This window comes from Rhodanobacter sp. UC4448_H15 (genome assembly GCF_052978265.1).
In genome coordinates this window covers 719,625-743,886 of the sequence record NZ_CM129665.1, presented here as the reverse complement: position 1 = coordinate 743,886, position 24,262 = coordinate 719,625, and the positions used below count along the sequence as shown (strand labels likewise).

At 69.6% G+C, this 24,262-nt stretch carries 21 protein-coding genes and 2 pseudogenes; 14 read left to right on the top strand and 9 right to left on the bottom strand.

From position 1 onward, the window contains the following. Positions 1–190 precede the first annotated feature (190 nt). Positions 191–2,365 carry a primosomal protein N' gene (locus tag ACVCMI_RS03170; protein ID WP_447097467.1) on the top strand — a complete coding sequence of 725 codons (2,175 nt, stop codon included), beginning with the start codon at positions 191–193 and terminating at the stop codon, positions 2,363–2,365. Positions 2,366–2,369: 4 nt separating this feature from the next. On the opposite strand, the gene tatC is transcribed toward ACVCMI_RS03170, so the two are convergent. Genes tatC through ACVCMI_RS03150 form a run of 4 tightly spaced genes read right to left on the bottom strand, consistent with a single transcriptional unit; the run spans position 2,370 to position 4,592 of the window. Beyond that, positions 2,370–3,149, bottom strand: coding sequence for a twin-arginine translocase subunit TatC (gene tatC, locus ACVCMI_RS03165; protein ID WP_447097468.1), 780 nt, complete (start codon positions 3,147–3,149; stop codon positions 2,370–2,372). After that, positions 3,136–3,576 (bottom strand): Sec-independent protein translocase protein TatB, encoded by a 441-nt coding sequence (gene tatB, locus ACVCMI_RS03160; protein WP_447097469.1) that lies wholly within the window; start codon positions 3,574–3,576, stop codon positions 3,136–3,138. Before tatB ends, tatC begins: the two co-directional genes overlap by 14 nt. 27 nt (positions 3,577–3,603) lie before the next feature. Then, on the bottom strand, positions 3,604–3,843 hold the full coding sequence (gene tatA, locus ACVCMI_RS03155) for a twin-arginine translocase TatA/TatE family subunit (protein WP_447097470.1): 240 nt from the start codon (positions 3,841–3,843) through the stop codon (positions 3,604–3,606). Positions 3,844–3,902: 59 nt separating this feature from the next. Beyond that, the gene (locus ACVCMI_RS03150) at positions 3,903–4,592 is read right to left on the bottom strand and encodes a lipid-binding SYLF domain-containing protein (protein WP_447097471.1); all 690 of its coding nucleotides are present in this window, start codon (positions 4,590–4,592) and stop codon (positions 3,903–3,905) included. A 108-nt stretch (positions 4,593–4,700) separates the two neighbouring features. Here ACVCMI_RS03150 and hemH point away from each other — a divergent pair, with 108 nt between their 5' ends. Together hemH and ACVCMI_RS03140 are read left to right on the top strand one after the other, a co-directional pair. Next, entirely contained in the window at positions 4,701–5,756 is a 1,056-nt protein-coding gene (gene hemH / locus ACVCMI_RS03145; RefSeq protein ID WP_447097472.1) for a ferrochelatase, read from the top strand. Continuing rightward, positions 5,753–6,607: an alpha/beta fold hydrolase gene (locus ACVCMI_RS03140; RefSeq protein WP_447097473.1), complete on the top strand. Its 855-nt coding sequence runs from the start codon at positions 5,753–5,755 to the stop codon at positions 6,605–6,607. The genes hemH and ACVCMI_RS03140 overlap by 4 nt, the downstream gene beginning before the upstream one ends. 88 nt (positions 6,608–6,695) lie before the next feature. On the opposite strand, the gene ACVCMI_RS03135 is transcribed toward ACVCMI_RS03140, so the two are convergent. Then, a complete protein-coding gene (locus tag ACVCMI_RS03135; RefSeq protein ID WP_447097474.1) occupies positions 6,696–8,402 on the bottom strand; it encodes a dipeptidyl-peptidase 3 family protein in 1,707 nt (568 codons plus the stop codon). Between the two features lie 125 nt (positions 8,403–8,527). On the opposite strand from ACVCMI_RS03135, the gene ACVCMI_RS03130 reads away from it, so the two are divergent. The 5 genes from ACVCMI_RS03130 (at position 8,528) to ACVCMI_RS03110 (ending at position 13,356) form a co-directional block, all read left to right on the top strand. Beyond that, on the top strand, positions 8,528–9,883 hold the full coding sequence (locus tag ACVCMI_RS03130; RefSeq protein ID WP_447097475.1) for a TCR/Tet family MFS transporter: 1,356 nt from the start codon (positions 8,528–8,530) through the stop codon (positions 9,881–9,883). Then, complete coding sequence (locus tag ACVCMI_RS03125; RefSeq protein WP_447097476.1) at positions 9,880–10,386, top strand: DUF1993 domain-containing protein; 507 nt, start codon at positions 9,880–9,882, stop codon at positions 10,384–10,386. Before ACVCMI_RS03130 ends, ACVCMI_RS03125 begins: the two co-directional genes overlap by 4 nt. A gap of 223 nt (positions 10,387–10,609) precedes the next feature. After that, positions 10,610–10,834: a hypothetical protein gene (locus ACVCMI_RS03120; RefSeq protein ID WP_395121063.1), complete on the top strand. Its 225-nt coding sequence runs from the start codon at positions 10,610–10,612 to the stop codon at positions 10,832–10,834. Between the two features lie 124 nt (positions 10,835–10,958). Next, the gene (locus tag ACVCMI_RS03115; protein ID WP_447097477.1) at positions 10,959–12,617 is read left to right on the top strand and encodes an NAD(P)/FAD-dependent oxidoreductase; all 1,659 of its coding nucleotides are present in this window, start codon (positions 10,959–10,961) and stop codon (positions 12,615–12,617) included. Between the two features lie 76 nt (positions 12,618–12,693). Then, positions 12,694–13,356: a DsbA family oxidoreductase gene (locus tag ACVCMI_RS03110; RefSeq protein WP_395121061.1), complete on the top strand. Its 663-nt coding sequence runs from the start codon at positions 12,694–12,696 to the stop codon at positions 13,354–13,356. A gap of 10 nt (positions 13,357–13,366) precedes the next feature. On the opposite strand, the gene ACVCMI_RS03105 is transcribed toward ACVCMI_RS03110, so the two are convergent. Beyond that, positions 13,367–16,267: a bifunctional diguanylate cyclase/phosphodiesterase gene (locus ACVCMI_RS03105; RefSeq protein ID WP_447097478.1), complete on the bottom strand. Its 2,901-nt coding sequence runs from the start codon at positions 16,265–16,267 to the stop codon at positions 13,367–13,369. 223 nt (positions 16,268–16,490) lie between these two features. On the opposite strand from ACVCMI_RS03105, the gene dinG reads away from it, so the two are divergent. From dinG to ACVCMI_RS03075, 6 genes are all read left to right on the top strand, one after another. Then, complete coding sequence (gene dinG / locus ACVCMI_RS03100; RefSeq protein WP_447097479.1) at positions 16,491–18,593, top strand: ATP-dependent DNA helicase DinG; 2,103 nt, start codon at positions 16,491–16,493, stop codon at positions 18,591–18,593. Further along, positions 18,590–19,144 carry a HutD/Ves family protein gene (locus tag ACVCMI_RS03095; RefSeq protein WP_447097480.1) on the top strand — a complete coding sequence of 185 codons (555 nt, stop codon included), beginning with the start codon at positions 18,590–18,592 and terminating at the stop codon, positions 19,142–19,144. The genes dinG and ACVCMI_RS03095 overlap by 4 nt, the downstream gene beginning before the upstream one ends. A 73-nt stretch (positions 19,145–19,217) precedes the next feature. Continuing rightward, the gene (locus ACVCMI_RS03090; RefSeq protein WP_447097481.1) at positions 19,218–19,796 is read left to right on the top strand and encodes an NnrU family protein; all 579 of its coding nucleotides are present in this window, start codon (positions 19,218–19,220) and stop codon (positions 19,794–19,796) included. 91 nt (positions 19,797–19,887) lie between these two features. Continuing rightward, positions 19,888–20,085, top strand: coding sequence for a hypothetical protein (locus ACVCMI_RS03085; RefSeq protein ID WP_395121056.1), 198 nt, complete (start codon positions 19,888–19,890; stop codon positions 20,083–20,085). Positions 20,086–20,098: 13 nt separating this feature from the next. Continuing rightward, positions 20,099–20,695: a DUF938 domain-containing protein gene (locus ACVCMI_RS03080; RefSeq protein ID WP_447097482.1), complete on the top strand. Its 597-nt coding sequence runs from the start codon at positions 20,099–20,101 to the stop codon at positions 20,693–20,695. 37 nt (positions 20,696–20,732) lie between these two features. Continuing rightward, entirely contained in the window at positions 20,733–21,134 is a 402-nt protein-coding gene (locus ACVCMI_RS03075; RefSeq protein WP_395121054.1) for a YchJ family protein, read from the top strand. 3 nt (positions 21,135–21,137) lie between these two features. On the opposite strand, the gene ligB is transcribed toward ACVCMI_RS03075, so the two are convergent. The 3 genes and pseudogenes from ligB to ACVCMI_RS03060 form a co-directional block, all read right to left on the bottom strand. Beyond that, a complete protein-coding gene (ligB, locus tag ACVCMI_RS03070; RefSeq protein ID WP_447097483.1) occupies positions 21,138–22,817 on the bottom strand; it encodes an NAD-dependent DNA ligase LigB in 1,680 nt (559 codons plus the stop codon). A 100-nt stretch (positions 22,818–22,917) separates the two neighbouring features. Beyond that, a pseudogene (locus ACVCMI_RS03065) lies at positions 22,918–23,367 on the bottom strand (NRDE family protein); the annotation flags it as partial. Between the two features lie 463 nt (positions 23,368–23,830). Continuing rightward, a pseudogene (locus ACVCMI_RS03060) lies at positions 23,831–24,154 on the bottom strand (NRDE family protein); the annotation flags it as partial. Positions 24,155–24,262 lie beyond the last annotated feature (108 nt).

Sequence of the window (24,262 nt, the reverse complement as noted above, 5' to 3'; positions counted from 1 at the left end):
CCCGCCGCATCCACAGAGTTATCCACAGCGATTGTGGATAAGCATGAAAACACCGTAGCCATAGCGACTTACCCGGAACTTCTCGACCTTCGGCCAGCAAGTGCACGCAACTCGACGGGTCGCTGCGGGTGCCGGCGGGGCGGGCCGAAAAGCACCCTCGGTTACACTGGCGGACGCCATCGAGGTCCCCATGCCGACCGTTCTTCGCGTCGCCCTGCCGCTGCCGCTGCCCACCCTGTTCGACTACCTGCCGCCCGCCGGGGATGTACCGCGCCCGGGCAGCCGGGTGCTGGTGCCGTTCGGCCGCGACAAGCTGGTCGGCGTGGTGGTGGAGAGCGGTGTCGAATCGACGCTGGACGGCCCCCGGCTCAAACCGGTGCTGCGGGCGCTGGACGACGACCCCCTGCTCGACGCCGAACTGCTGCAGACGCTGGCCTGGGCCACCGACTACTGGCTGGGCGCGCCGGGCGAGGTCTGCACCAATGCGCTGCCGCTGGCGCTGCGCGAAGCCCGGCCGCTGCCGGCAATCGGCGAGGAATACTGGGCGCTCACCGCGACCGGCCGCGAAGCGCTCGCGGCCGGCAGTCGCCGTGGCGGCAGCCGCGCCCTGCTGGCTCTGCTGGCTGACGGCGCGCTCGGCGCGCAGGAGCTCAACGAGCGCCAGAGCGGCTGGCGCGAGGCCGCCCGGCGCCTCGCCGCTGCCAACCTGGTCGAGCGCCGCGACCGACCGCCGACCGAACCGCGTGCCCCCCCATCGACGGCTCCCGTCCTCAGCGACGAGCAGCAGCAAGCGGTGGCCGCCGTCGGGGCCAGCCTCGGCCAGTACCAGCCGTTCCTGCTCGATGGCGTCACCGGCAGCGGCAAGACCGAGGTCTACCTGGCGCTGATCGAGCAGGTGCTGGCGCAAGGCCGCCAGGCGCTGCTGCTGGTGCCGGAGATCGGCCTGGCGCCGCAGACCGTGCGCCGCCTGCGCGAGCGGCTGGGCGTGGCGGTGGAGGTGCTGCACTCCAATCTCGCCGAAGGCGACCGCGCGCGCGCCTGGCTGCGTGCCCGTGCCGGCACCGCGCGGGTGATCCTGGGCACGCGTTCGGCAATCTTCACGCCGCTGCCGCAGGCCGGCCTGATCATCGTCGACGAGGAGCACGACGCCTCCTACAAACAGCAGGAAGGCTTTCGCTACCACGCCCGCGACCTGGCCGTGGTGCGCGCCCGCGCGCTGGGCGTCCCGGTGCTGCTGGGCTCGGGCACGCCGTCACTGGAGTCGTTGGCCAACGCCGAGGCCGGCCGCTACCGCCAGCTGCACCTGCGCGCGCGCCCCGGCGCGGTGCGGGCGCCGCAGGTGCAGATCATCGACATCCGCGCCCAGCGGCTGCAGCACGGCTTGTCGCCGGCGCTGCTGAGTGCGGTGGCCGAGACGATCGCGCGCGGCGAGCAGGCGCTGGTATTCCGCAACCGCCGCGGCTATGCGCCGGTGCTGCTGTGCCACGCTTGCGGCTGGCACGCCGAATGCCCGAGCTGCCAGCGCCCGCTGACCCTGCACGCGGGGCGGCGCCAGCTGATCTGCCATCACTGCGACCGCCGCCAGCGCATGCCCACGGCGTGCCCGGCCTGCGGCGCCGTTGAACTGACCGCCCAGGGCCACGGCACCGAACGACTGGAAGAAGCGCTGCTGGCGCACTTCCCCGGAGTGCCGGTGCTGCGCGTGGATCGCGAAACCACCCGGCGCAAGGATGCCCTCGAGACGATGCTGGCGACGCTGGACGACGCCCAGCCGGCGATCCTGGTCGGCACCCAGATGCTGGCCAAGGGCCACGACCTGCCCAACCTCACCCTGGTCGCGATCGTCGGCGTGGACGAGGGCCTGCACAGCGTGGATTTCCGCGCCGAGGAACGGCTGGCGCAACTGGTGGTGCAGGTCGCCGGCCGCGCCGGCCGCGCGCGCAAGCCCGGGCAGGTGCTGCTGCAGACGCACCAGCCCGACCACCCGCTGCTGCGCAACCTGCTCGCCCACGGCTACGCGGCCACGGCGCGCGAGCTGCTGGCCGAGCGCCGGCTGACCGGGCTGCCACCCTTCAGCCACCAGGTGCTGCTGCGTGCCGAGGCGACCGCGCGCGAGGCGGTCGATGCGTTCCTTGCCGCCGCCCATGCCGCGCTGCCCGCCGGCGCGGCGCTGCAGATCGCGGGCCCGATGCCGGCGCCGATGGCGCTGCGCGCCGGGCGCCAGCGCGGCCAGTTGCTGATCGAATCGGCCAGCCGCGCGGGCTTGCGCAACGTGTTGCGGCCGTGGCAACTGGCGCTGGGCGCACTGCCGACCGCACGCAAGGTGCGCTGGTCGCTGGACGTCGACCCGATCGATTTGTACTGACGCGCTAGCGGGCCGTGTCGGGTTTCGAGGCGCCCGGCTTCACCAGCCAGCGCACCGCCACCACGCCCAGCTCGTAGAGCAGGCACATCGGCACCGCCAGCATGATCATCGAGGTGATGTCCGGCGGGGTAATGAAGGCGGCGACGGCGAACGCGCCCACGATGGCGTAGCGGCGACTGGCGCGCAGCTTGTCCACGTCCACGATGCCCACCGCGGCGAGCACCACCACCGCCACCGGCACCTCAAAGCACAGCCCGAACGCGAAGAACATCAGCGTCACGAAGTCGAGGTAGTGGGTGATGTCGGTCATCATCTCCACGCCCTGCGGGGTGATCGCAGTGAGGAAGCGGAACGCCGCTGGTAGCACCAAGAAGTATGCGAACGCGCAGCCAAGGTAGAACAGCACCAGCGCCGCGGCCAGCAACGGCCGGGCCAGGCGCTTCTCGTTCTTGTACAGGCCGGGGCTGACGAACGCCCAAAGCTGGTACAGGATCATCGGCATGCTGATGAACAACGCCGCGTAGAACGCCAGTTTCAGCGGGGTGACGAACGGGCTGGCGACCTCGGTGGCGATCAGGTGTGCGCCCGCGGGCAGGCGCGTCACCAGCGGCGCGGCCAGCTCGGTGTACAGCCGGTTGGCGAACGGCACCAACGCCAGCAGCACCAGCAAGACGGTGGCGCTGGCCTTGAGCAGGCGCGAACGCAACTCCAGCAGGTGCGAGAAAAGTCCCTGCTGCAGGTCGTCCTGCTCCGGCTCCGGCGCGCGCGGTTCAGCTGTCGCCATGGGCCATCCGGCGGGTCGGTGCCGCGGTCTGGTTCGCGGCCGGTTCACCCAGCGGCAACTCGGTCTGCGGGTTGGGCTCGGCGGGTTCCTCCGCGGAAACTGCGGCCGGAGTCGGCGCGGTCAGTGACTCGCCGGCCGCAGTGACTTCATCGACGGCTCGCGCCAGCGGCTCGCGCATCCGATCCACGCCGTCGCGGACTTCCTGCTGCGCGGCTTCTGCCTGTGCCGCCGCCTCGCGTGCGGCGCGCCTGATCTCCTCGACCTGCAGCTCGCGCTCCACCTCGGCGCGCACGTTGTCCCAGCCGCTGCGCATGCGGCGCAGCAGGGCGCCGGCGGTGCGCGCGGCGCCCGGCAGTTTTTCCGGGCCGAGCACGATCAGCGCGATGAGCGCGAGCAGTACCAGCTTGCCGAAGCTGATCTCGATCATCGCCGCAACCCGCCCGCCGCCCGCGGCTTACTTCGGGTCGCTGGAGTCGCGCTGGCCTTGCGTCGCCCGGTCGGCGGAGCCGGCCGGCGGATCGGCGCGCAGCCGCTCGGCATCTTCCTTGCGCCGGGCTTCTTCCTCGTCGCCGTTCAGTCCCTTCTTGAAATCGCGCATGGCATTGCCGAGGTCGGAGCCGATGTTGCGCAGCTTGCCGGTGCCGAAGATCACCACCACCACGACCAGCAGGATTACGAGATGCCAGATGCTCATGTGTTACCTCGAAAACGGACGGCCGGAAACCATCGCGACGCGCGCGCCGGCCTTCCGCATCATTGCGAAGTGTACTCCTCGAGCTGGTCGCGGAACTTCACGACCGGCGCAGGAACGTTGCTGACGCCGCCTTCGAAAATGCGGCGCGGCGTGATGCCCGTGCCATACACGGCGGCATTCGCATCATAGTCGATGCGCAGCGCCGCGCCATCCAGTGCGACACCGGCGAACAGGCCGCGGCTGCGCGAGTAGGAGTAGATCTCCGCCTTCAGTTGCGCATCGGTCGAGGCGTGCGCGGTGCGTCCGACCGGGCCGGCGGCGGCAGCGGCATCGGCGCCCAGGGTGAACTTGCCGTTCACGATCGAATCGACGCCCTTCTGAGTGCGGAACACCAGCACCACGTCGGTGGACGACACGCCGGCCTGGAAACCCACGCTGCCGCCGGTCATGGTGATGAAGCTGGGGTTGGACCAGGTGCCGTCCGCGGCCTTGACCGAGACCAGGCCTTCGCCGCGGCGGCCGCCGAAGACGAAACCGACCTTGAGCATGCCGGGAATCACCGCGATCGCCCTGGCGTCGCGCAGCAGGTCGCGCGGAATCGCCTTGTCGGGCGCCTGCATGATTTCGTTGAGCACCGTCACCGCATTGGTCGCGCGCACCAGCGGCGGGTCCTCAGCGTGCGCCGCGGTCAGCGGCAGCAGCAGGGCAAGGCCGATCAGCAACACGTGGGGCAGCATGGTCTTGGACATGGGAGCTCCATAGGCTTGAGATGATTTCGTCGGGCGTCGGCTGCCGGCGTGCTTGTGGCAGACTGCGGTTTGTGGCCGGTACGACCGCGCCGCTTCACGACTGTCACGATGCCCTTGCCCGATCACTATACCGGCGTTGCCGGCCATTCCCACGAGGCCGCACCGGCCACCGTTCAGGCTGGCGTGCTGCTGGTCAACCTGGGCACGCCGACCGCGCCGACCGCCGCCGCCGTGCGCCCCTACCTGGCCGAGTTCCTCGGTGACCGCCGGGTGATCGATTACCCGCGCTGGCGGTGGTGGCCGATCCTGCACGGGGTGATCCTGCGCGTGCGGCCGAAACGTTCCGCGCACGCCTATGCGCGGATCTGGGACGAACGCGGCTCACCCTTGCGCTACCTCAGCGAGGCGCTGGCCGCGGCGCTGCAGGCCGAGTTCGATCGCCGGCAACCCGGCACGCTGCGGGTGGCACTGGCGATGCGCTATGGCGAGCCGTCGGTGATACGCGCCGCCGAACAGCTGCAGCGCGAGGGCGTGCGCCGGCTGCTGGTGCTGCCGCTGTACCCGCAATACTCGGCGACCTCCACCGGTTCCGTCATCGACGCCGTCGCCGACGCGCTCAAGACGCTGCGCTGGCCGCCGGAGCTGCGCCTGGTCAACGATTACCACGACGACGACGGCCACATCGAAGCGCTGGCCACCAGCATCGAACGCTGGTGGGCGGCCAACGGCCGCGGCGAGAAACTGCTGCTGTCGTTCCACGGCATTCCCGAGCGCTACGTGCGGCTCGGCGATCCCTACGCGGAACAATGCCGGCGCACCGCGCAACTGCTGCGCGAACGGTTGCAGCTGGGCGAAGCGGACATGGTCGTCAGTTTCCAGTCGCGAGTGGGGCGCGAGCGCTGGCTGCAGCCGTACACCGACGCCACCGTGCGCCGGCTCGCTGCCGCCGGCGTGCGCAGGCTCGACGTGGCCTGCCCCGGCTTCGCGGTGGACTGCCTGGAGACGCTGGAGGAGATCGCGATGCAGAACCGCGACTTCTTCACCGAAGCCGGCGGCGAGACGCTGCGCTACATCCCCGCACTGAACGACAGCGCCGAACAGGTGGCCGGCCTCGCCGCGCTGATACACCGACACCTCGGTGGCTGGCCGGAAGGCGGCGCATGACCGAACCGGTCGAGCGGCGCATCGCGCTGCCCGCGTCGACGCTGGCAGCGCAAGTCTGGGGCGAGGCCACGTTGCCACCGCTGCTGGCCCTGCACGGCTGGCTCGACAACGCCGGAAGCTTCGCGCGCCTGGCGCCGCGATTGGCCGCGCACTGGCGGGTGATCGCGCTGGACCTGCCGGGCCATGGCCATTCCGGCCATCTCCCCGCCGGCGCCAGCTACCACTACGTCGACCACGTGCAGGCGGTGCTGTCAGCCGTCGACGCGCTGCAGCTGGATCGCTACGCGTTGCTCGGCCACTCGCTGGGTGCCGGCATCGCCAGCCTGGTCGCTGCGGCGCGGCCCGAGCGGATCGAGCGCCTGCTGCTGATCGAAGGCCTCGGCCCGCTCGGCGACGACGGTTCGCACACGCTGCAGCGCTTCCATGACGCGCTGGCGCCACGCGAGAGCAACGGCAAGCCGCTGCGGGTGTTCCGCGACGTCGCCCAGGCGATCAGCGCACGCAGCATCGCCAGTGGCCTGCCCACCGAACAGGCACGACCGATCGTCGAACGCGGCTTGCTCGAAACCGACGGCGGCTGGCGCTGGCGCAGCGACCCGCGGCTGACCCGTTCCAGCGCCGTGCGGATGGCTGAGGCGCAAGTGCACGCGCTGCTGCGCGGCATCACCGCACCCACCGCGCTGTTGCTGGCGCAGCCGACGACGCCTTACCTGCCCGACGCGATGATGCAGACCCGCGCCGCTTGCGTGGCGCACATCGCAGTCAGTCACATGGACGGCGGCCACCACCTGCACCTCGAACACCCGCAAGCCGTCACCGACTGGATCAAAAACTCGTCACCGCTGCCGTAGGGCGGGCAATGCCCGCCGCACTGCATGACGACACAAGGCAGGAGCAGAAGCCGGCGGGCAGTGCCCGCCCTACCGCGTCCGAGACTCGTCAGAGCTTCTTCAGGCCCAGCACGTCCAACCCCTGCTCGAAGCGGATGTCGACCGGGATGTGTGCCTGATCCAGCCGCTTCAGGTCGCCGGCCAGTTCGGCGTCGACCGCGCCCATCTGCTCGGTGAGCTGCTTCGCCGCGGCGTAGTCGCCGTCGCCCTGGATGGTCAGCAGCTTGGCCGACAGCGCGTTCATCGCCGCGGTCATCTTGTCGAAGTCGACGCGGTAGCGGCCAGTGTTCTCGTCACGGCTGAACGCGCCCTGCTGCTTGAAGAAGTTGAAGCGCACCATGTTCGCCTTGGCATGCGCATCGCTGGCGCCGAAGCGCACCGAGCGCAGGATGCCGGCGAGGAAGGTGACGTAGTTGTCCATCAGCTTCGACTTGTCCAGCTCGCCCTTGTCGGCCAGCTTGCTGACCATGTACAGGCCGAGGATGTCGGCCTTGCCTTCCTCGAAGCTGGAGGCCTGGTCCTTCAGCGCCTTGCGCACGGTGCCCTTGCCGTCCAGCGTGTTCTTGATGCCCAGGCCGTGCGCCACTTCGTGGAACATGGTGTTCTGGAAGAATGCGTCGAAGGTGAGGTTCTTCTGCTGATCCTCGGCGATCAGCTCATGGGCGATCGGCAGCATGATCTTGTCGAACTTCGCCTGCATCACGTTTTCCAGCTGCAGCCGGCGCGTGCCTTTCTTCAGCTGCACCTGCTCGTCGTTGGGCAGGTTGATCGCGATGGTCTTGGCGCCGACGTTGGCGTCGCCGCCGTAGTAGATCGCGAAGTAGGCGTTGAGGTCGGCGTCGGAGCCGGGCTTCTCGGCCTTGTACTTGTCGGCCACCGGCAAGCCGCGCTGCAGTTCGGGCAGGTATTTGGCGAAGCGCGCGAGCTTCGCGCTCCACGCCTGGTCCTTGATCAGCACGTAGGATTCGTAGCTGGCCTTGTAGCCGTAGAGCTGGTCCTCGTAGGTCTCGATCGGACCGATCACGATGTCGACCGGGTTGCTCTTCATGTCCATCCAGGCGAAGTCGCTGGGCTGGTAGTCGTCGCTCAGCAGCGCGTCGGCGCGCATCGTCAGGTACTTGCGGAAGCCGGCGTCCTTTGCCAGTTTCGCGGCTTCGCGCAGCAGGCCGGCAGTCTTTTCCAGTTCGGCCTTGTACGCCTCGTGGTAGGGCACGGTGAGCAGCTGGCCCTGCGCGTCGCGGCGCAACAGGGTGTACAGCGCGGTCTTGTCCTTGAGCGGCGACTGCTCGAACTGCTCCTTCGTCATGTCGGCCGGGTAGAACTGCGCGCCGGCCGGGCGCGGGCCGATGCCGTCGACGAAGGGCTTGTCGTTGTCCAGCCGGTCCCACGGGCCGTAGTTGATCTCGGCGAATTCGCGCACCGCCGGGTCGCCGATCTTCGCCAGCAGAGCGTCACGGTCGCCCCAGCTCTGCTTCCAGTACAGCGCGTTCATGCTGTCGGCGGCCTCCACCAGCAGGGCGATCATCTGCTTCCGCCCGGCATCGAACGCCGACAGGTCCGCCGTGAGTTTCACCGTGGCGTAGTCGGACAGATGCCGCTGCACCTGTGCCGCCGTCTCGACGGCGGCGGGCGCGACCACGGAGGTCGTCGGCGCGGGCGCCAGCTCTTCCTTCGACACCGGCTGCGCGGCGTCGGGATGGGAGGAGCAGGCGGACAGCGCGAGCAGCAGGCAGGCGGGAAGCAGGCGTCGCAGCATGATCGTGTCCTGGCGAGAGAATGTTGCATGGTATCGCTCCGGCGGCACGGGGATACCTGACCGGTTGCACATGCGGCCGCGGCAGGCGTGGGTTATCGTCGCCTTCCCCTCGCTTCGCCACGTCCATGGACCAGCCGTCGATGCCTGTCGCTCCGCGCCATCGCGCCGCGCTGGCCTTCATCTACGTCACCGTGCTGCTCGACATGCTGGCGTTCGGCATCATCATCCCGGTGCTGCCGCACCTGATCGAGCAGCTGGCCGGCGGCGGCATCGCCCGGGCAGCGTGGTGGGTGGGCATCTTCAGCACGGTGTTCGCGATCGTGCAGTTCGTGTTCTCGCCGGTGCAGGGCGCGCTGTCGGACCGTTTCGGGCGGCGGCCGGTGATCCTGGTTTCCAACCTCGGCCTGGCCGTGGATTTCGTGATCCTGGCGCTGGCGCCCACGCTGTGGCTGCTGTTCGCCGCGCGCGTGCTGCTGGGCATGACGGCGGCCAGCTTCAGCACCGCCAACGCGTACATCGCGGACATCGTGCCGAAGGAGAAGCGCGCCGCCGCGTTCGGCATCCTCGGCAGCGCGTTCGGACTGGGCTTCATCATCGGCCCGGGGCTGGGCGGTTTCCTGGGCGGCATCGCGCTGCGGCTGCCGTTCTGGGTGGCGGCCGGGCTGGCGCTGTGCAACTTCCTGTACGGCTGCTTCATCCTGCCCGAGTCGCTGCCGGCCGAACGCCGCACCGCGCGCATCGAGCTGCACAGCGCGCATCCGTTCGGCTCGCTGAAGCTGCTGCGCCGCCAGCGGCAGGTGTTCCACCTGGCCATCGTGCTGTTCTTGGTCTACCTCGCCCACTACGTGCTGCAGACGGTGTTCGTGCTGTACGCGGATTACCGCTACCACTGGGGCCCGCAGGCGGTGGGCTACGTGCTGATGCTGGTCGGCGCCTGCGACGGCTTCGTGCAGGCGGTGCTCACCGGCAAGCTGGCGCCGCGCTTCGGCGAACGCCGCGTGCTGCTGGCCGGCATGCTGTTCGGCGTGGGCGCGTTCCTGGTGATGGGCGTGGCCGATGTCGGCTGGGCCTTCCTGTTCGGCATCCCCCTGCTGGCCCTGTGGGGCCTGGCGATGCCGCCGATCCAGTCCCTGATGACGCAGCAGGTCGATCCCTCCGAGCAGGGTCGACTGCAGGGCGCGATCGGCAGCCTGGGCAGTTTCGCGGGCATCTTCGGGCCGTACCTGTTCGCCCAGGTGTTTGCGCTGTCGATCGCGCCGGGCTCGCCGCTGCACCTGCCCGGCGCCGCCTTCGTGCTGTCGGCGGGCCTGATGCTGGCGGGCCTGGTGATCGCCGCGCGGGCCACCCGGCGCCTGCCGCAACCCGCCGCCCACATCACGGCCGAACCGCTGCCCGGCGACGCGCCGGCACTGTCCGCCATCCATCCGGCAACACCCACCCATCCGCCGCAGGCGGTTCACCCGCAGGAAGAAAAACCATGACACTTTCCATGTACCAGGCCTCCGTCCCCGTCTTTGTCCGCGCGTTGGGCAACCTCAACCATGTGCTGCAGAAGGGCGAGCAACACGCCAAGTCGAAGAACGTCAGCGACGAGGTGCTGCTGCAGGTGCGGCTGATCCCGGACATGCTGCCGCTGATCAAGCAGATCCAGATCGCCTGCGACATGGCCACGCGCGGCGCAGCACGCCTCGCCGGCGTCGAACCGAAGTCCTTCGAGGACAACGAGACCACCCTGCCCCAGGCCTACGACCGCATCGCGCGCGCAATCGATTACGTCAAGAGCTTCAGCGCCGAACAGATCGACGGCAGCGAGACCCGCACCATCGTGATGAAGACACGCGCCGGCGAAGTCACGCTCGAGGGTCAGGCGTACCTGTTCGGCTTCACCATCCCCAACCTGTTCTTCCACTGCACCACCGCCTACAACATCCTGCGCGAAGCGGGCACCGACATCGGCAAGAAAGACTTCATCGGCGAAGCCTGAGCGGGCGAACTCCGTCCTGCGGGAGCGAGTCCGGGCGGAGGCCGGACTCGCCACCGCAAGCAGTCGCCCCAGCCGCTCCACTCGTTGAAACCACGGCGATCAGCCGCGACTGGCGGCGCATGTCCCAAACTGTGACGCACACCACCTTTGCCTGCCCGCTGCTGGCGCGTCCCCTGCTTGCTGTCACTCGTCCCCACGGTTCTTCCCCTTCGAGTGACTTTCCATGAACAGGATTTTTGAATGCATCATCGCCGGCGGCCCGCAACACGGCCAACTGTGCCGCGCGCCCTGGGATGAGCAGCGTGCCACGCCCCCCGCCATCATCGCGGAGGATGGCGAGGTTTGCGTCGCCGCGGCACGCAAGCACACGGACCCGGCGCACACGCGCTTCATCCTGCTGCACCCGCGGGCAACCGGTGAGCAGTTCCTGACCCTGCTGGCGGCCTGAGTGACCCGCAGCGTCAGTTTCCGCTCGCCGGCCGCCTTGTCGGCCGCACGCAAGGCGTCGACAATGGCCGGCCCATCGAAGGCGCCGGGAATCGCGCGCGCCATCGGCGCACCGGACCCCACGCATGCTGCGACTCACCGACCTCAAGCTGCCGCTCGACCACGGCGAGGCCGCGCTTGCCGCTGCCATCGCCAGGCGGCTTGAGCTCGAACCCGGCGAGCTGACCGGCTACACCATCGCCCGCCGCGGCTACGACGCGCGCAAGCGTGGCGCGATCACGCTGATCTACGCGTTGGACATCGACACCCCGCGCGAAGCCGAACTGCTGCAACGCTTCGCCGACGACGCGCACGTGCGGCCCACGCCGGACACCCGCTACCACTTCGTGGCCGAGGCACCGCCGCGGTTCGAACACCGCCCGCTGGTGATCGGCTTCGGCCCCTGCGGCCTGTTCGCCGGCCTGATCCTGGCGCAGATGGGTTTCCGCCCGATCATCCTCGACCGCGGCAAGGAAGTGCGCGAGCGCACGAAGGACACCTGGGACCTGTGGCGCAAGCGCAACCTGCATCCGGAGTCGAACGTGCAGTTCGGCGAGGGCGGCGCCGGCACCTTTTCCGACGGCAAGCTGTACAGCCAGATCCGCGACCCGCAACACCACGGCCGCAAGGTGCTCACCGAGTTCGTCAAGGCCGGCGCGCCGGAGGAGATCCTCTACGTCAGCAAGCCGCACATCGGCACGTTCCGGCTGGTGACGATGGTGGAGCACATGCGCGCCACGATCGAGTCGCTGGGCGGCGAGATCCGCTTCAGCCAGCGCGTGGACGATCTGCTGCTCGAACCGCGCGCGGACGGCCGGCAGCAGATCCGCGGCGTCACCCTGGCCAGCGGCGAGCAGTTGCGATCCGATCACGTGGTGCTGGCACTCGGCCACAGCGCGCGCGATACGTTCGAGATGCTGCACGCGCGCGGCGTATACGTGGAGGCCAAGCCGTTCTCGATCGGCTTCCGCATCGAGCACCCGCAGTCGGTGATCGACCGCGCCCGCTTCGGGCCGCAGGCCGGCCATCCGATCCTCGGCGCGGCCGACTACAAGCTGGTACATCACGGCAAGGGAAATCAGGGTGGACGCGGCCGCTCGGTGTACAGCTTCTGCATGTGCCCCGGCGGCACCGTGGTGGCCGCCACCAGCGAGCCGGGCCGCGTGGTCACCAACGGCATGAGCCAGTACTCGCGCAACGAGCGCAACGCGAACGCGGCGGTGGTGGTCGGCATCGAGCCGTCCGACTTCGCGCCGTACGGTGAAGGCCCGCTCGCCGGCATCGCGCTGCAGCGTGCACTGGAAAGCCACGCCTTCACCCTCGGCGGCGAGAACTACAACGCGCCCGCGCAGCTGGTCGGCGACTTCCTCGCCGGTCGCGCATCACGCGAATGGGGCGACGTGCAGCCCTCCTACAAGCCCGGCGTCACCCTGGGCAGCCTCGACAGCGCGCTGCCCGACTACGCCATCGCCGCGATCCGCGAAGCGCTGCCCGCGTTCGAGCGCCAGATCCGCGGCTACGCGATGCACGACGCGATCCTCACCGGCGTGGAAACGCGCACCTCCTCGCCCGTCCGCATCACGCGCGACGACAGCCTGCAGAGCCTCAACGTCCGCGGCCTGTATCCCGCCGGCGAAGGCGCCGGCTACGCCGGCGGCATCCTTTCCGCCGCTGTGGACGGCATCAAGGTGGCCGAGGCGCTGGCACTGGACATGGCGAAAAGCCGGGTTCGCGCAGACGATTGATTGTGCCGCGCCCCGGCCGCATCTTGGGTCGGGTCCGCAGCGCCGCTGCCTCCCCCCCGGATTTGCGAGGTATCCCATGTCCACGTCAGCGATTCCCGTTCCGCTGCGCATCGATTTCGTCTCCGACGTGTCCTGTCCCTGGTGCGCCGTGGGCCTGGCGTCATTGCAGCATGCGCTGGCGAAGCTCGATGGCGAGGTGTCCGCGGAAATCCACTTCCAGCCGTTCGAGCTGAATCCGCAGATGGCGGCGGAAGGCGAGGATTCCACCGAGCACCTGCGGCGCAAGTACGGCAGTTCGGCCGAGCAGATCGACGCCAATCGCGAGGCGATCCGTGCGCGCGGCGCGGCACTCGGTTTCACCTTCAACATGGACCGGCGCAGCCGCGTCTACAACACCTTCGACGCGCACCGGCTGCTGCACTGGGCCGAGCTGGAAGGGCGGCAGCTGGTGCTGAAGCAGATCCTGCTGCGCGCGTATTTCACCGACGGAGAGGACGTGAGTTCGCACGACACGCTGGCGCGGCTGGCTGTCGAAGCGGGGCTGGATGGCGAACGGGCGCGGCAGTTGCTCGAAAGCGACGAATTTGCCGACGAGGTGCGCGCGCAGGAGCAGTTTTTCATGTCGCGCGGCATCCACTCGGTGCCGGCCACCATCGTCAACGGCCAGCACCTGATCTCCGGCGGTCAGCCGCCGGAGGCGTTCGAGCAGGCGTTGCGGCAGATCGCCGCCGCGCGATAGGGCGCGCGATTCAGGACTCGAACGGCGCGGGCCGCCCGATCCAGTAGCCCTGCCCCATGGCGCAGCCCATCGCGTGCAGCGCGGCGTACTGGATCTCGGTCTCGATGCCTTCGGCGACCACGTCGATGTCCAGCGCGCGGGCCAGCGCAAGCACCGCTGCGACCACGGTGGTACTGCTGGTGTTGGCGCCCTTGTCCAGCTCGTTCACGAACGCGCGGTCGATCTTCAGGATGCGCAGCGGCAGCGAGTGCAGATAGCTCAGCGACGAATAGCCGGTACCGAAATCGTCCAGTGCCGCGCCGACGCCGGCGGCGCGCAGGCGCTCCAGCGTGGTGCGCACGCGCTCCGGATCGTCGAGCAGGGCGCCCTCGGTGACTTCCACCACCACCCGCGTGGGCGGCAGGCCGGTGCGTTCGAGCAGCTCGATCAGGCGTGAGTCGAAATTGTCGTGGCGCAGGTGCATCGCCGACACGTTGAGCGTCATGAAGGTGTCGGTGCGCTCCTGCCGGCGCAGGCGCTGGCAGCTGATCTCGAACATGTGCCAGTCGATCGCCTCGATCAGCCCGCTGTCCTCGGCGATCTTGAGGAAATCGCCCGGCAGCAGCAGGCCGCGTTGCGGATGGTTCCAGCGGATCAGCGCCTCGTAGCCGACCACCGCGCGATCCTCCAGGCGGCAAATGGCCTGGAAATGCGGCTCGAACTGGCCGTGCTTCAGTGCCTGGCGCAGCTCGCCTTCCAGCGTCAGCACGTCGACCACGCTGCGCGCCAGCGTCTCGTCGAACAGCTGGTAGCGCTTGCGGCCGAGTTCCTTGGCGCGATACAGCGCGATGTCGGCATCGCGCAGCACCTCGTCGGCGGTCAGGTAGCGGCCGTCGCCGATGGCGATGCCGACGCTGACCGCCACTTGCAACTCCTTGCCGCCGGCGGGCATCGGTTCGGCCAGCGCATCCATCACCCTTTGCGCCACGACGTTGGCGTCGGCCGGCTGCTCCACCGATTCCAGCAGGATGGCGAACTCGTCGCCCGACAGCCGCGCCACCAGGTCCGGATGACGCACGCAGCCGGACAACCGCGTGGCGACCTCTCTCAGCACCTCGTCGCCGGCCAGGTGGCCGAGGCTGTCGTTGATGATCTTGAAGCGGTCCACGTCCATGTACAGCAGCGCGCAGCGCGGGCGTGTGCCTGACGCCGGCGTCGACAGCACGCGGTCGATGCGGTCGCGCAGATAGCTGCGATTGGGCAGGCCGGTCAGCGGATCGTGCATCACCTGGTGCTTGAGCTGATCCTGCACGCGTTCGCGCTCGATGATCTCCTTGCGCAGCGCCAGCGTGCGCTCTTCCACCCGGTGTTCCAGCTGCTCGTAGGCGCGATGCAGGGCCTCGGCGGCACGGCGGCGGGTGAGGCTGTTGGCGACCTGGGTGGCCACGAAACTCAGCAATTCCTGCTCGGACGGACCGTAGGAGACGTCGGCGTCGTAGCTCTGCACCGTCACCAGCCCGATGACCTCGTCGCCGACGATCAACGGCACGCCGAGCCAGCAGGTGGAAGGCGAGCCGGAACGGCCGGCCACGATCTCGCCGCTGCGTTCCAGCTCCTCGATGTCGGCGTTGTCGGCGCGCAATGCGGTGCCCCGGCGCAGCACGTATTCGCTCAGCCCGCGGCCGAGCGGGCGGCTCGGCGGCGGACGCAGCTTGGCGTCGACGGCGTAGGGGAACAGCAACTGCTGGCGGTCGTCGGAGAGCAGCGCGATGTAGAAGTTCTGCGCGTTGAGCAATTCGCCCACCACGCCGTGCACACGGCGGTAGAACTCGCCATGGTCGATGTGCGCGGTGGCCAGTTCGGCGATGCGGAACAGCGCGGTCTGCAGGTGCTCGGCGCGCTGCCGCTCGACGATCTCCTGCTGCAGGCCACGATTGGCTTCGGCCAGTTGCGCGGTACGCAACTGCACGCGCTGTTCCAGATCCTCCTTGCCCTGCTTGCGCTCCAGCGCGATCAGGATGTGGCTGGCGACGAACTCCAGCAGCGCCAGGTCGCCCGGGGTGTAGCCGATCTCGGGCCGGTAGCTCTGCACCACCAGCGCCCCGCCGGGGCGGCCGTCGCGCATCATCGGCACGCCGAGCCAGTCGCGGCTGTCGGTGCCGATCACCTTCACCGGGCCCTGCGCCTGGATGCGCAGCTCCTCGGCGTCGCCCATGCGCGCCTTGCCGTCGCGCAGCACATACCAGGTCAGCGTGTGCTCGATCGCGCTGATCGGCATGTCGAGGCCGCCGCCTGGCGCCACGGGATCTTCCACGTCGACGTAGTACAGGAAACGGACCGTGTCGCGCGCGGCGTCGTGCAGCACGATGAAGAAGTTGTCCGCGTACATCAGCCCGCTGACGATGGCATGGATGCCGCGCAGCACGGTGGGCATGTCGCGCTCGGAACCGGCGAGGTCGGAGATCGCGAACAAGGCGCGCTGCAGGTTCTCCGAGCGCTCCAGTTGCTCGTGCGAGTGCTGCAGTTCGAGCCATTCCAGCGCACGTTGCAGATGCAGGCGGGCCGGCCGCAGCAGCGCAGCCATCTCGTCGAGAAAGCGGGGACCCGCCGATGCAGGCTGCAGGCGCAGCACCAGCACGGCCGGCTGCGGCAGCTCGCACAGGCGCAGTGCCACGCGCTGACCGTCCGCATGCCACTGTGCCCCGGCGGTGCCGGCAGCCAGTTCGATCCACGGCCAATCGGCATCGTCGACCGGCATGGGCGGCATGCTGCAGACGCCGGCCCGATCGTGCAGCCGCCACAACACGCTGGCGGCTTCGCAGCCGGGCCGGTCTCGCGCCAGCGCGGCGATTGCCGCAGCCACTTCCGCTGGCGAGCGGGCGCCGACCAGATGGGTCAGCCAATTCAATTGCAGCGAGTCGTCGATGGACATCGACTCCATCGTGCCCCCTTTCCTGTCGCCGGGATATCGCCGGATCAGGTTCGAGCCGCGGCCCGGCCCAGCATACGCGCCTGCCACTGTGCGACATTCCGCGGGCCATCGGCAAGCCGCAGCCGCGTTGACATGTCCGATAGACTGGGCAGCCGGCCGGCAGGGCAGCGCACGCGCGCGGCGCGCCCCGGCCCTGCACCGTGTCACGGACCCGCCACCCCGCATGCTCGCCGACTCCACCAAGGACGCCATTCGTGCCGCCTATGCCCGCGTCAAGGCGGGCCTGCCGGGCTTTCGCGCGCGCGCCTCGCAGGGGCGCATGATCGCCGAGGTCGCCAAGGCGCTGGCCAGCGCCGGCGGCGTGGCGGTGATCGAGGCACCCACCGGCACCGGCAAGTCGATGGCCTACCTGGTCGCCGGCCATGAAGTGGCGCGCTTCCAGAAGAAGAAGCTGCTGATCGCCACCGCCACCGTGGCGCTGCAGGAACAGCTCGTGCAGCGCGACATTCCGCTGTACCTGAAACTCAACGACATCGAAGCGAAGGTGGCGCTGGCCAAGGGCCGCGGCCGCTACCTGTGCCCGCGCAACCTGCTGATGGCGGCCAACAGCATCCACGACGCGCAGCTTGGCCTGGCCGGTTTCGAGGCCGACCTGCTGCTGTGGAACAAGCCGCCGCAACCGCGCGACAAGCAGTCGCTGGCCAAGCTGCGCGACGCGTTCGACCGCGGCGAATGGAACGGCGACATGGACAGCGCGCCGGAGCCGGTCAGCGACCTGCTGCGGCCGATGATCACCACCAGCGCCGGCGGCTGCACCGGGCGCAAGTGCGGGCAGTTCATGAACTGCCCGTTCTTCGCCGCGCGCCGCGCGGTCGACGACGCCGACATCATCGTGGCCAACCAGGATCTGGTGCTGGCCGATCTCACCATGCCGGGCGAGGACGACAGCTGGGGCGGCGTGATCCTGCCGCGCCCGGACGAGACGCTGTACATCTTCGACGAAGGCCACCACGTGCCCGGCAAGGCGATCGAACGCGGCGCGGCCGAAGTCTTCATGACCGCCACCGTGCGCCAGTTGAGCCGGCTCGGCCGGCAGGTGCATGCGGCCTATTCGCTGACCGACAAGGAACGCCTGGGCAAGCTCGCGCTGGACCAGGGCGACGAGAAGCTGCAGGAGCTGAGCAACACGCTGGAGGAGCTGGAGAAGGAAATCCGCCTCGCCTGGCTGCCCGACCCGGCCGAGACCGAACCGATGTACCGCGGCTCGCTGGGCCAGCTGCCGGAGCCGTGGGTGGAGCATGCGCGCGCGCTCGACCTGCTCACCGGCGAGGTGCAGCGCTGGCTCACCGCGGTGCGGCGCGCCGTGGTGGAGATGACCGACGGCGGACCGACCCAGGAGGCCTTGTCGCGCGAGCTCGGCATCGCGCTGGAGCGCATCGGCCGGCAGGCCGCCTGCTGGCGCGCGTGGTCCAGCGACGATCCGGACAACGCCCCGCCGCTGGCGCGCTGGGTCACCCTGGGCACGGACCAGCAACTGGTCTGCCATGCCTCGGCCGTCTCCGCCGCGGGCCTGCTGCGCAACGTGCTGTGGAACAACGCCAGCGGCGTGGTGATGACCTCGGCCACGCTCAGTGCCGGCGGCAACTTCCGCGGCTTCGCCGATGCCGTGGGCCTGCCCGACGATGCGGTGACGCTGAGCCTGCCCTCGCCGTTCGACCTCGCCGCGCAGGCACGCCTGGAAGTGCCCGCGATGCACACGCTTCCCGACGCGCGCGAGGCGCACGCCGAGGAAATCAGCGCCTGGCTGGCTGACCACCTCGACTGGGACGCCGGCAACCTGGTGCTGTTCACCTCGCGCGCGAAACTCGACCGCGTGCTGCAGAAATTGCCGATCGCGCACGTGCGCAAGGTCCGCGCGCAAGGGTCGCTGGGCAAGTCGCAACTGGTCGCCGAGCACTGCGCCGACATCGAGGCCGGCAAGGGCAGCACGCTGTTCGGCCTCGCCTCGTTCGGCGAAGGCCTCGATCTGCCCGGCAAGCTGTGCGAGACGGTGGTGATCACCCAGTTGCCGTTCGCCGTGCCCACCGACCCGGTCGGCGCGACCTACGCCGAGTGGCTGGAATCGCGCGGCCGCAACCCGTTCATCGAGGTCAGCGTGCCCGAGGCTACCCGCCTGCTCACCCAGTACTGCGGCCGCCTGATCCGCAGCGAAACCGACCACGGCCGCATCGTGTTGCTGGACCGCCGCGTGGTCACCAAGCGCTACGGCAGCGGCATGCTGCGCGCATTGCCGCCGTTCGAGCGCGTCATCGAGAGAACCGCATGATCGTCCGCCTGTCCGACTGCCCGCTGCGGCCGTGGAAGAACGGCCTGGGCCGCACCCGCGAAATAGCCGTCCAGCCGTCCGCCGCCGGCATGGACGATTTCCTGTGGCGCGTCAGCCTCGCCGAGGTCGACAGCGCCGCGCCGTTCTCCGCGTTTCCCGGCATCGACCGGCAGATCGCGCTTCTCGACGGGGCCGGCTTCACCATGACGCTGGATGACGGCCGCAGCCACGCGCTGACCGCTCCGTTTGTGCCGTTCGCGTTTCCCGGCGAGGCGAAGGTCGAGGTGGCACTGGCCGGCGGCCCCACCCGCGACTTCAACCTGATGCTGCGCCGCGGCCGCGCGCGCGGCGGCATCGAAGTGTGGCGGGATACCGGAGCGCACGCGACGGGCGCCGCCACCGTGCTGGTGTACTGCGCCCGCGGCGCCATCGACTGCGTCGACGGTACGCTGCAAGCAGGCGATGCCTGGCGACCTTCGTCGGGCGCGGCATCGATGACCTTGCACCCAAATGCGGTGGCGCTGGTCGTGCACGTCGAACCCGTCGCCTGACGGATGTCACTGGGCCGCGGCGCCGCGCTGGCCTATCCTCGACCTTCGTCGCCGCCATCGGAGTCACCCCGCCATGCTCGTGTTGATTCTCGGCCTCGTGCTGTTCCTCGGCATCCACTCGCTGCGCATCTTCGCCGACGACTGGCGGGGGCGGCAGATCGCGCGGATGGGCCTGATGCGCTGGAAGGTGCTGTATGCCGCGGTGGCGATCGCCGGTTTCGTACTGCTCTGCTGGGGCTTCGGACTGGCGCGCCAGCAACCGGTGTTGCTGTATGTGCCGCCGCTGTGGCTGCGCCATCTCAATGCGCTGTTCACCCTGGTGGCCTTCGTGTTGTTCATCGCGGCGCGGGTGCCGCGCAACCATTTCAAGGCGAAGCTGCATCACCCGCAGGTGCTGGCGGTGAAGGTGTGGGCATTCGGCCACCTGCTGGCCACCGGCATGCTGCACGACATGGTGCTGTTCGGCGCGTTCCTGCTGTGGGCGGTCGTGCTGTTCGCCGTCTCGCGCCGGCGCGATCGCCGCGAAGCCGCCGTCTACGCTGCCGGCACGGTGCAGGGCGACGTGCTCACCGTGGTGATCGGCGGCGCGCTCTGGCTCGCCTTCGTGCTGCGGCTGCACCTGTGGCTGATCGGCGTGAGCCCGATGGCCTGAAATCGCGGCGGGGGGTGTCGGGAGTCATCTGCGCGCGCGCCGCGCGCTGCGCTACAGTGCCGGCGTCCCCACCCCTGCGGAGGATCAACGCATGGTCGGTTTCCTGCTCTGGCTGTTGCTGCTGGTGTTCTGCTGGCCGATCGCCCTGCTCGCCCTGGTGCTGTACCCGATCGTGTGGCTGGTGTTGCTGCCGCTGCGGCTGGTCGGCATCACCGTGAGCGCGGTGTTCGCCTTCCTCGGCGCGTTGCTGATGCTGCCGGCGCGCGTGCTGCGCGGTCGCCCCGCCTGAGCGTGGCGCGGGCGTGGACAAACCCCACTCGCCTGCGTGCGAACGCAACCGCGAATCCATCCTCGGCGTGCTGCGCCGGCACGTCGCCGGATGCCGGCACCTGCTGGAGATCGGCAGCGGCACCGGCCAGCACGCGGTGCATTTCGCCGCGGCGATGCCCTGGCTGAGCTGGCAATGCTCCGACCGCGCCGAGAATCTCCCGGGCATCTGCGCCTGGCTGGATGAGGCGGCATTGCCGAATACGCCGCCGCCACTGGAGCTGGACGTCAATGGCGACTGGCCGGCCGGCCCCTTCGATGCGGTGTTCAGTGCCAACACGCTGCACATCATGAGCTGGGCGGAAGTGCAGCGGCTGTTCGCCCGGCTGCCCGCGGTCACCACCGCCGATGCGGTGCTGGCGATCTACGGGCCGTTCAACCAGCATGGCCGCTACACCAGCGCCAGCAACGCCGCGTTCGACGCCTGGCTGCGCACGCGCGGCGCGCACATGGCGATCCGCAACGCCGAGGCGGTGGACGCGCTGGCCGAGGCCGCGGGCTTCCACCTGCTGCTCGACGTCTCGATGCCGGCGCACAACCGCTGCCGCGTATGGCAGCGCATGCACGGCTGAACCTGCAAGTCGGGGCCGAAGCAGGTACAAAGGCCGCATGAAGTCGATCGACACGCTGACCCCCTGCCCCTGCGGCAACCCCGCCGGCTACACCGCCTGTTGCGGCCCGCTGCACGACGGCGCCCCCGCTGCCAGCGCCGAGCAGCTGATGCGCTCGCGCTACAGCGCCTACGTGCTCAAGCGCGAGGATTACCTGCTGGCCAGCTGGCACGCCGACACCCGGCCCGCCTCGCTGCGGCTGGCCGCGCAGCAACCTGCGCCGACCTGGCTGGGGCTGGAGGTGCGGCGCCAGCAGATGATCGATGCCGACCACGCCACGGTGGAATTCGTCGCCCGCTATCGCCTCGGCGGCGGTCGCGCGCAGCGGCAGCACGAGACCAGCCATTTCGTGCGCGAAGACGGCCGCTGGTATTACCACGACGGCGAACTGAAGAGCTGAGCTTCAGAAGCCGGGCACGCCGGCTGCATGCAGGCGCACGGCCTGCTCGCGAACTTCGGCGCAATCGAAGAACGCCACCAACTGGTTCGCGCGGCCGGCACCGACGCCCTCCTGCGCCTGCCAATCGTCTGCTCCGCGCGCCTCCAGCGTCGGCCAGTCGGCCGCTCCGCGCGCCTGTCCGGCCGGCACGCCCAGCGCCTGCAGCCAGCGCGCGAACGGACGCTCGCGCGCACTGGCGAAGACCCGCGCCAACGCGGCCGCGCGGTTCGCGCCGAGGCCGGGCACGGCGGCCAGCTGCGACGGCGTGAGACTCATCCAGTCCAGCAGATGACGTACCAGGCCCGCGTCGACCAGCGCCCGCCAGGTGCCCTCGCCCAACCCTTCCAGCTGCAGTCCGTGGTGGCCGCCGAGCCATGCCAGCCGGGCGAGAAACTGCTGCTCGCAACCCGGCGTGGCCTGCCAGCAGGTCAGCGGCCCGTGCATGCGCGGGTCCGGCGGCGTCACCGGCGCGCGCTGCAGCGCGCGCCAGGCGACCGACTGCAGGCGCGGAATGGTCAAGCCCGCGAGCACCACCTCGACCTGGTCGCCGGGACGGATGTCGAGCTCGCGCCAGCGCTTGAGCGAGCCCACGCTGACGCGCTGCACCCGATGGTCGTCCAGTTGCACCGGCTCCAGTTGCAGCACCGGCGTGATACGGCCGCTGCGACCGACGGTGAATTCCACCGCGCGCACCTCGGCCAATGCGGAGGCAGCCGGATACTTCCATGCCACCGCCCACTCCGGCGGCGCGGCACGCCAGCTCGCGGCGGCTGGCCGCCGGCCCTGGCGCACGACGGTGCCATCGGCCGCGAACGGCATCGCGTGGTGATACCACTGCTCACGCCAGCGCTCCACCTCGGCCAGCGAGGCGACCGGTTGCGTGTAGCGCACGCTGTCGGCCAGCCCCATCGCCTGCAATCCTGCCAGCCGCGCCGGCATGTCGGGCGGGCCGCTGGGCCAATCCCACACGAACAGGCCGATGTGCGCGGCCGCATCGCCGAGCTCATCGCGCGCCATCGCCGCGGCCACCGCCGAACGCGCGTTGAGGCCGCCGTCCGTGGCCTGCACGTGGCCGGGCAGGCGCCAGACCAGCTCGCCCTGCAGCACCACACGCGCCGGCGCATGCGGCAGGTGCCTGGGGATCGCGGCGATCCGCCGCGCCTGTCCGGTCCAGTCCGAGCCGTGCAAACCGTCGCCGCGACTGCTGGCCTGGCGCAGGCGTCCATCGACGTAGAGCAGCGTGACCGCGACACCGTCCGCCTTCGGTTGCACCCACAGATCCTGGTCGCCGCGCGCGCGCATCCACTGCGCCAGGGCGGCGGCATCGGGCAGCTTGGCCAGGCCGGTCTGCGCCACCGGCGAAGTGACCCGGCCACCGGCATCACCCAGGTGGTTCAGCGCCGCCGGCGCCTGCCCGGGGAAGCAGCGGCGCCATTGCTCGAACCGCTGCAAGGCCTGGTCGTACACCGCATCGTCCACCGGCGCGGCGCCCTCGACGCGATAGGCGTGGTTCCAGCCGTCGAGGCGATCGTGCAGCGCCAGCAACTCCTGTTGCGCCCGCGCGGGCGGCCAGTCCGGGCAACCCGCGTGCACGCCGTGGGCGAGCGGCACGATCGCCGCCAGCAGAAGCCATCCCTTGCGCATGCCCATCCCCTCGACCCGGACCAGGGAACCAGCCTGCCCGCCGCCCGGCGGCCCACCCAGCCGGCTGCGCCGCCGGGCTGCGTAGGTGAACGCTGTCCGCTCAGGCCGGCAATCGGCCACCGAAACGCAGCAAGGTTTCGCCGAGGTAGCGCGCGTGCGGACCGAAGCGACGCTCCGCGATCACGCCGGCGCCGTCATGGTCGATCGCCACCACGGTACTGGCACGGGTGCCGTAATCGGCGCCGCGGATGAAGGCACTGGAGAGCCGGCGCTCCTGCTCGAGGCCGACGCCGGTGTCCGGCAAATGCTCGTCCGGCGCGAGTTGCTCGTCGGCCAGCGCGGCGAACAGCGCGGCGAAGTCGGTGTCGTCGCCATCGTCGATCCAGCGCTGCAGGCGTTGCATCAGCGCGCGCGTCTTCGGCCACGGCGTATTGAAGTCGGCGTTGGACAGGCCGTGCACGCCGGGCGTGACCGCCTGCGCCTCCGGCTGCGGCCGGTTGCCGAGATAGAACGCCGCCTGCGCATCGAAGGTGAGCAGGTTGAACGGGCGTTAGGCTCCAAAAGTGAAAGTCACGAAGTCAGCCGCCATTATGCTTCTTGCGCTCGTGCATGCGTTCGTTTTTGGCGTCGTGTGTGCGTCGATTGGCGCGCGCTTTGGATTCTACAATTTGGCTAGCGCAGGATCATTTATGCGTTCAGCGCTTCCGAGCGCCTCTATCGCCAGCCTTGTCGTAACTGCTCCGTTGGCGTTTGCTGCCGGGTGTATCGGTGGCAGACCGTTCCTTTTGTACAGTAGCCTCGCTTTTATCTTGGCTTGGGTGACTTTGGCAATCTTGGACTACCGCCTAGTATTCCTACTTAGCGAATATTTTCTAATTCCACCGGCTGTCGCGCTTATAGCAATTGCATGTTCTGGCTATGTATTTTTTACTCTGGGCTCCCGTGCTCGCCATAGCGTACGCGCCTAACCACTCGTTCAAGGCGGACGGCTTCGCCGCCGCTTAACTCAAGCGATAGTCCGCAGCCACGCGCAGCAGCTGCTCCGCATGCGCGGCGGCATCCTCGGCGCCCGTCAGGTAGTCGCGGATCAGCAGGCCGCGCGAGGCGCCGAGCTGCGGGTCGCGCGGATCACGCACGTTGGTCACCACCGCGCAACGCCCCGCATCGGATACGCCGAGCCAGCTGCCGCCGGCCTGCAGATCGCGCCCGGCGAGGATCGGCACGTCGTCCCAACGCGCCAGCGCGGCGCTGGGCCGCGCATGGAACTCGTCGCGGTTGCCGGCCAGCAACAGGCGCCAGCGTGGATGGACTTGCCAGGCAAACGCGATCACGCACATGCACCCACACCCTCTCTCGACGTTTCGTCGGCGCCGCACCGTGGCGCCGCAGATGTCGCGCCAACATAGCACCGTCGCCGGCACGCTCGCCCCGCGCCGCGGGCTCGG

Excerpts from the sequence above, each read along its gene's own strand:
- ACVCMI_RS03170 (WP_447097467.1), top strand. The coding sequence starts at position 191 with ATGCCGACCGTTCTTCGCGTCGCCCTGCCGCTGCCGCTGCCCACCCTG.
- tatC (WP_447097468.1), bottom strand. The coding sequence starts at position 3,149 with ATGGCGACAGCTGAACCGCGCGCGCCGGAGCCGGAGCAGGACGACCTG.
- tatB (WP_447097469.1), bottom strand. The coding sequence starts at position 3,576 with ATGATCGAGATCAGCTTCGGCAAGCTGGTACTGCTCGCGCTCATCGCG.
- tatA (WP_447097470.1), bottom strand. The coding sequence starts at position 3,843 with ATGAGCATCTGGCATCTCGTAATCCTGCTGGTCGTGGTGGTGGTGATC.
- ACVCMI_RS03150 (WP_447097471.1), bottom strand. The coding sequence starts at position 4,592 with ATGTCCAAGACCATGCTGCCCCACGTGTTGCTGATCGGCCTTGCCCTG.
- hemH (WP_447097472.1), top strand. The coding sequence starts at position 4,701 with ATGCCCTTGCCCGATCACTATACCGGCGTTGCCGGCCATTCCCACGAG.
- ACVCMI_RS03140 (WP_447097473.1), top strand. The coding sequence starts at position 5,753 with ATGACCGAACCGGTCGAGCGGCGCATCGCGCTGCCCGCGTCGACGCTG.
- ACVCMI_RS03135 (WP_447097474.1), bottom strand. The coding sequence starts at position 8,402 with ATGCTGCGACGCCTGCTTCCCGCCTGCCTGCTGCTCGCGCTGTCCGCC.
- ACVCMI_RS03130 (WP_447097475.1), top strand. The coding sequence starts at position 8,528 with ATGGACCAGCCGTCGATGCCTGTCGCTCCGCGCCATCGCGCCGCGCTG.
- ACVCMI_RS03125 (WP_447097476.1), top strand. The coding sequence starts at position 9,880 with ATGACACTTTCCATGTACCAGGCCTCCGTCCCCGTCTTTGTCCGCGCG.
- ACVCMI_RS03120 (WP_395121063.1), top strand. The coding sequence starts at position 10,610 with ATGAACAGGATTTTTGAATGCATCATCGCCGGCGGCCCGCAACACGGC.
- ACVCMI_RS03115 (WP_447097477.1), top strand. The coding sequence starts at position 10,959 with ATGCTGCGACTCACCGACCTCAAGCTGCCGCTCGACCACGGCGAGGCC.
- ACVCMI_RS03110 (WP_395121061.1), top strand. The coding sequence starts at position 12,694 with ATGTCCACGTCAGCGATTCCCGTTCCGCTGCGCATCGATTTCGTCTCC.
- ACVCMI_RS03105 (WP_447097478.1), bottom strand. The coding sequence starts at position 16,267 with ATGTCCATCGACGACTCGCTGCAATTGAATTGGCTGACCCATCTGGTC.
- dinG (WP_447097479.1), top strand. The coding sequence starts at position 16,491 with ATGCTCGCCGACTCCACCAAGGACGCCATTCGTGCCGCCTATGCCCGC.
- ACVCMI_RS03095 (WP_447097480.1), top strand. The coding sequence starts at position 18,590 with ATGATCGTCCGCCTGTCCGACTGCCCGCTGCGGCCGTGGAAGAACGGC.
- ACVCMI_RS03090 (WP_447097481.1), top strand. The coding sequence starts at position 19,218 with ATGCTCGTGTTGATTCTCGGCCTCGTGCTGTTCCTCGGCATCCACTCG.
- ACVCMI_RS03085 (WP_395121056.1), top strand. The coding sequence starts at position 19,888 with ATGGTCGGTTTCCTGCTCTGGCTGTTGCTGCTGGTGTTCTGCTGGCCG.
- ACVCMI_RS03075 (WP_395121054.1), top strand. The coding sequence starts at position 20,733 with ATGAAGTCGATCGACACGCTGACCCCCTGCCCCTGCGGCAACCCCGCC.
- ligB (WP_447097483.1), bottom strand. The coding sequence starts at position 22,817 with ATGCGCAAGGGATGGCTTCTGCTGGCGGCGATCGTGCCGCTCGCCCAC.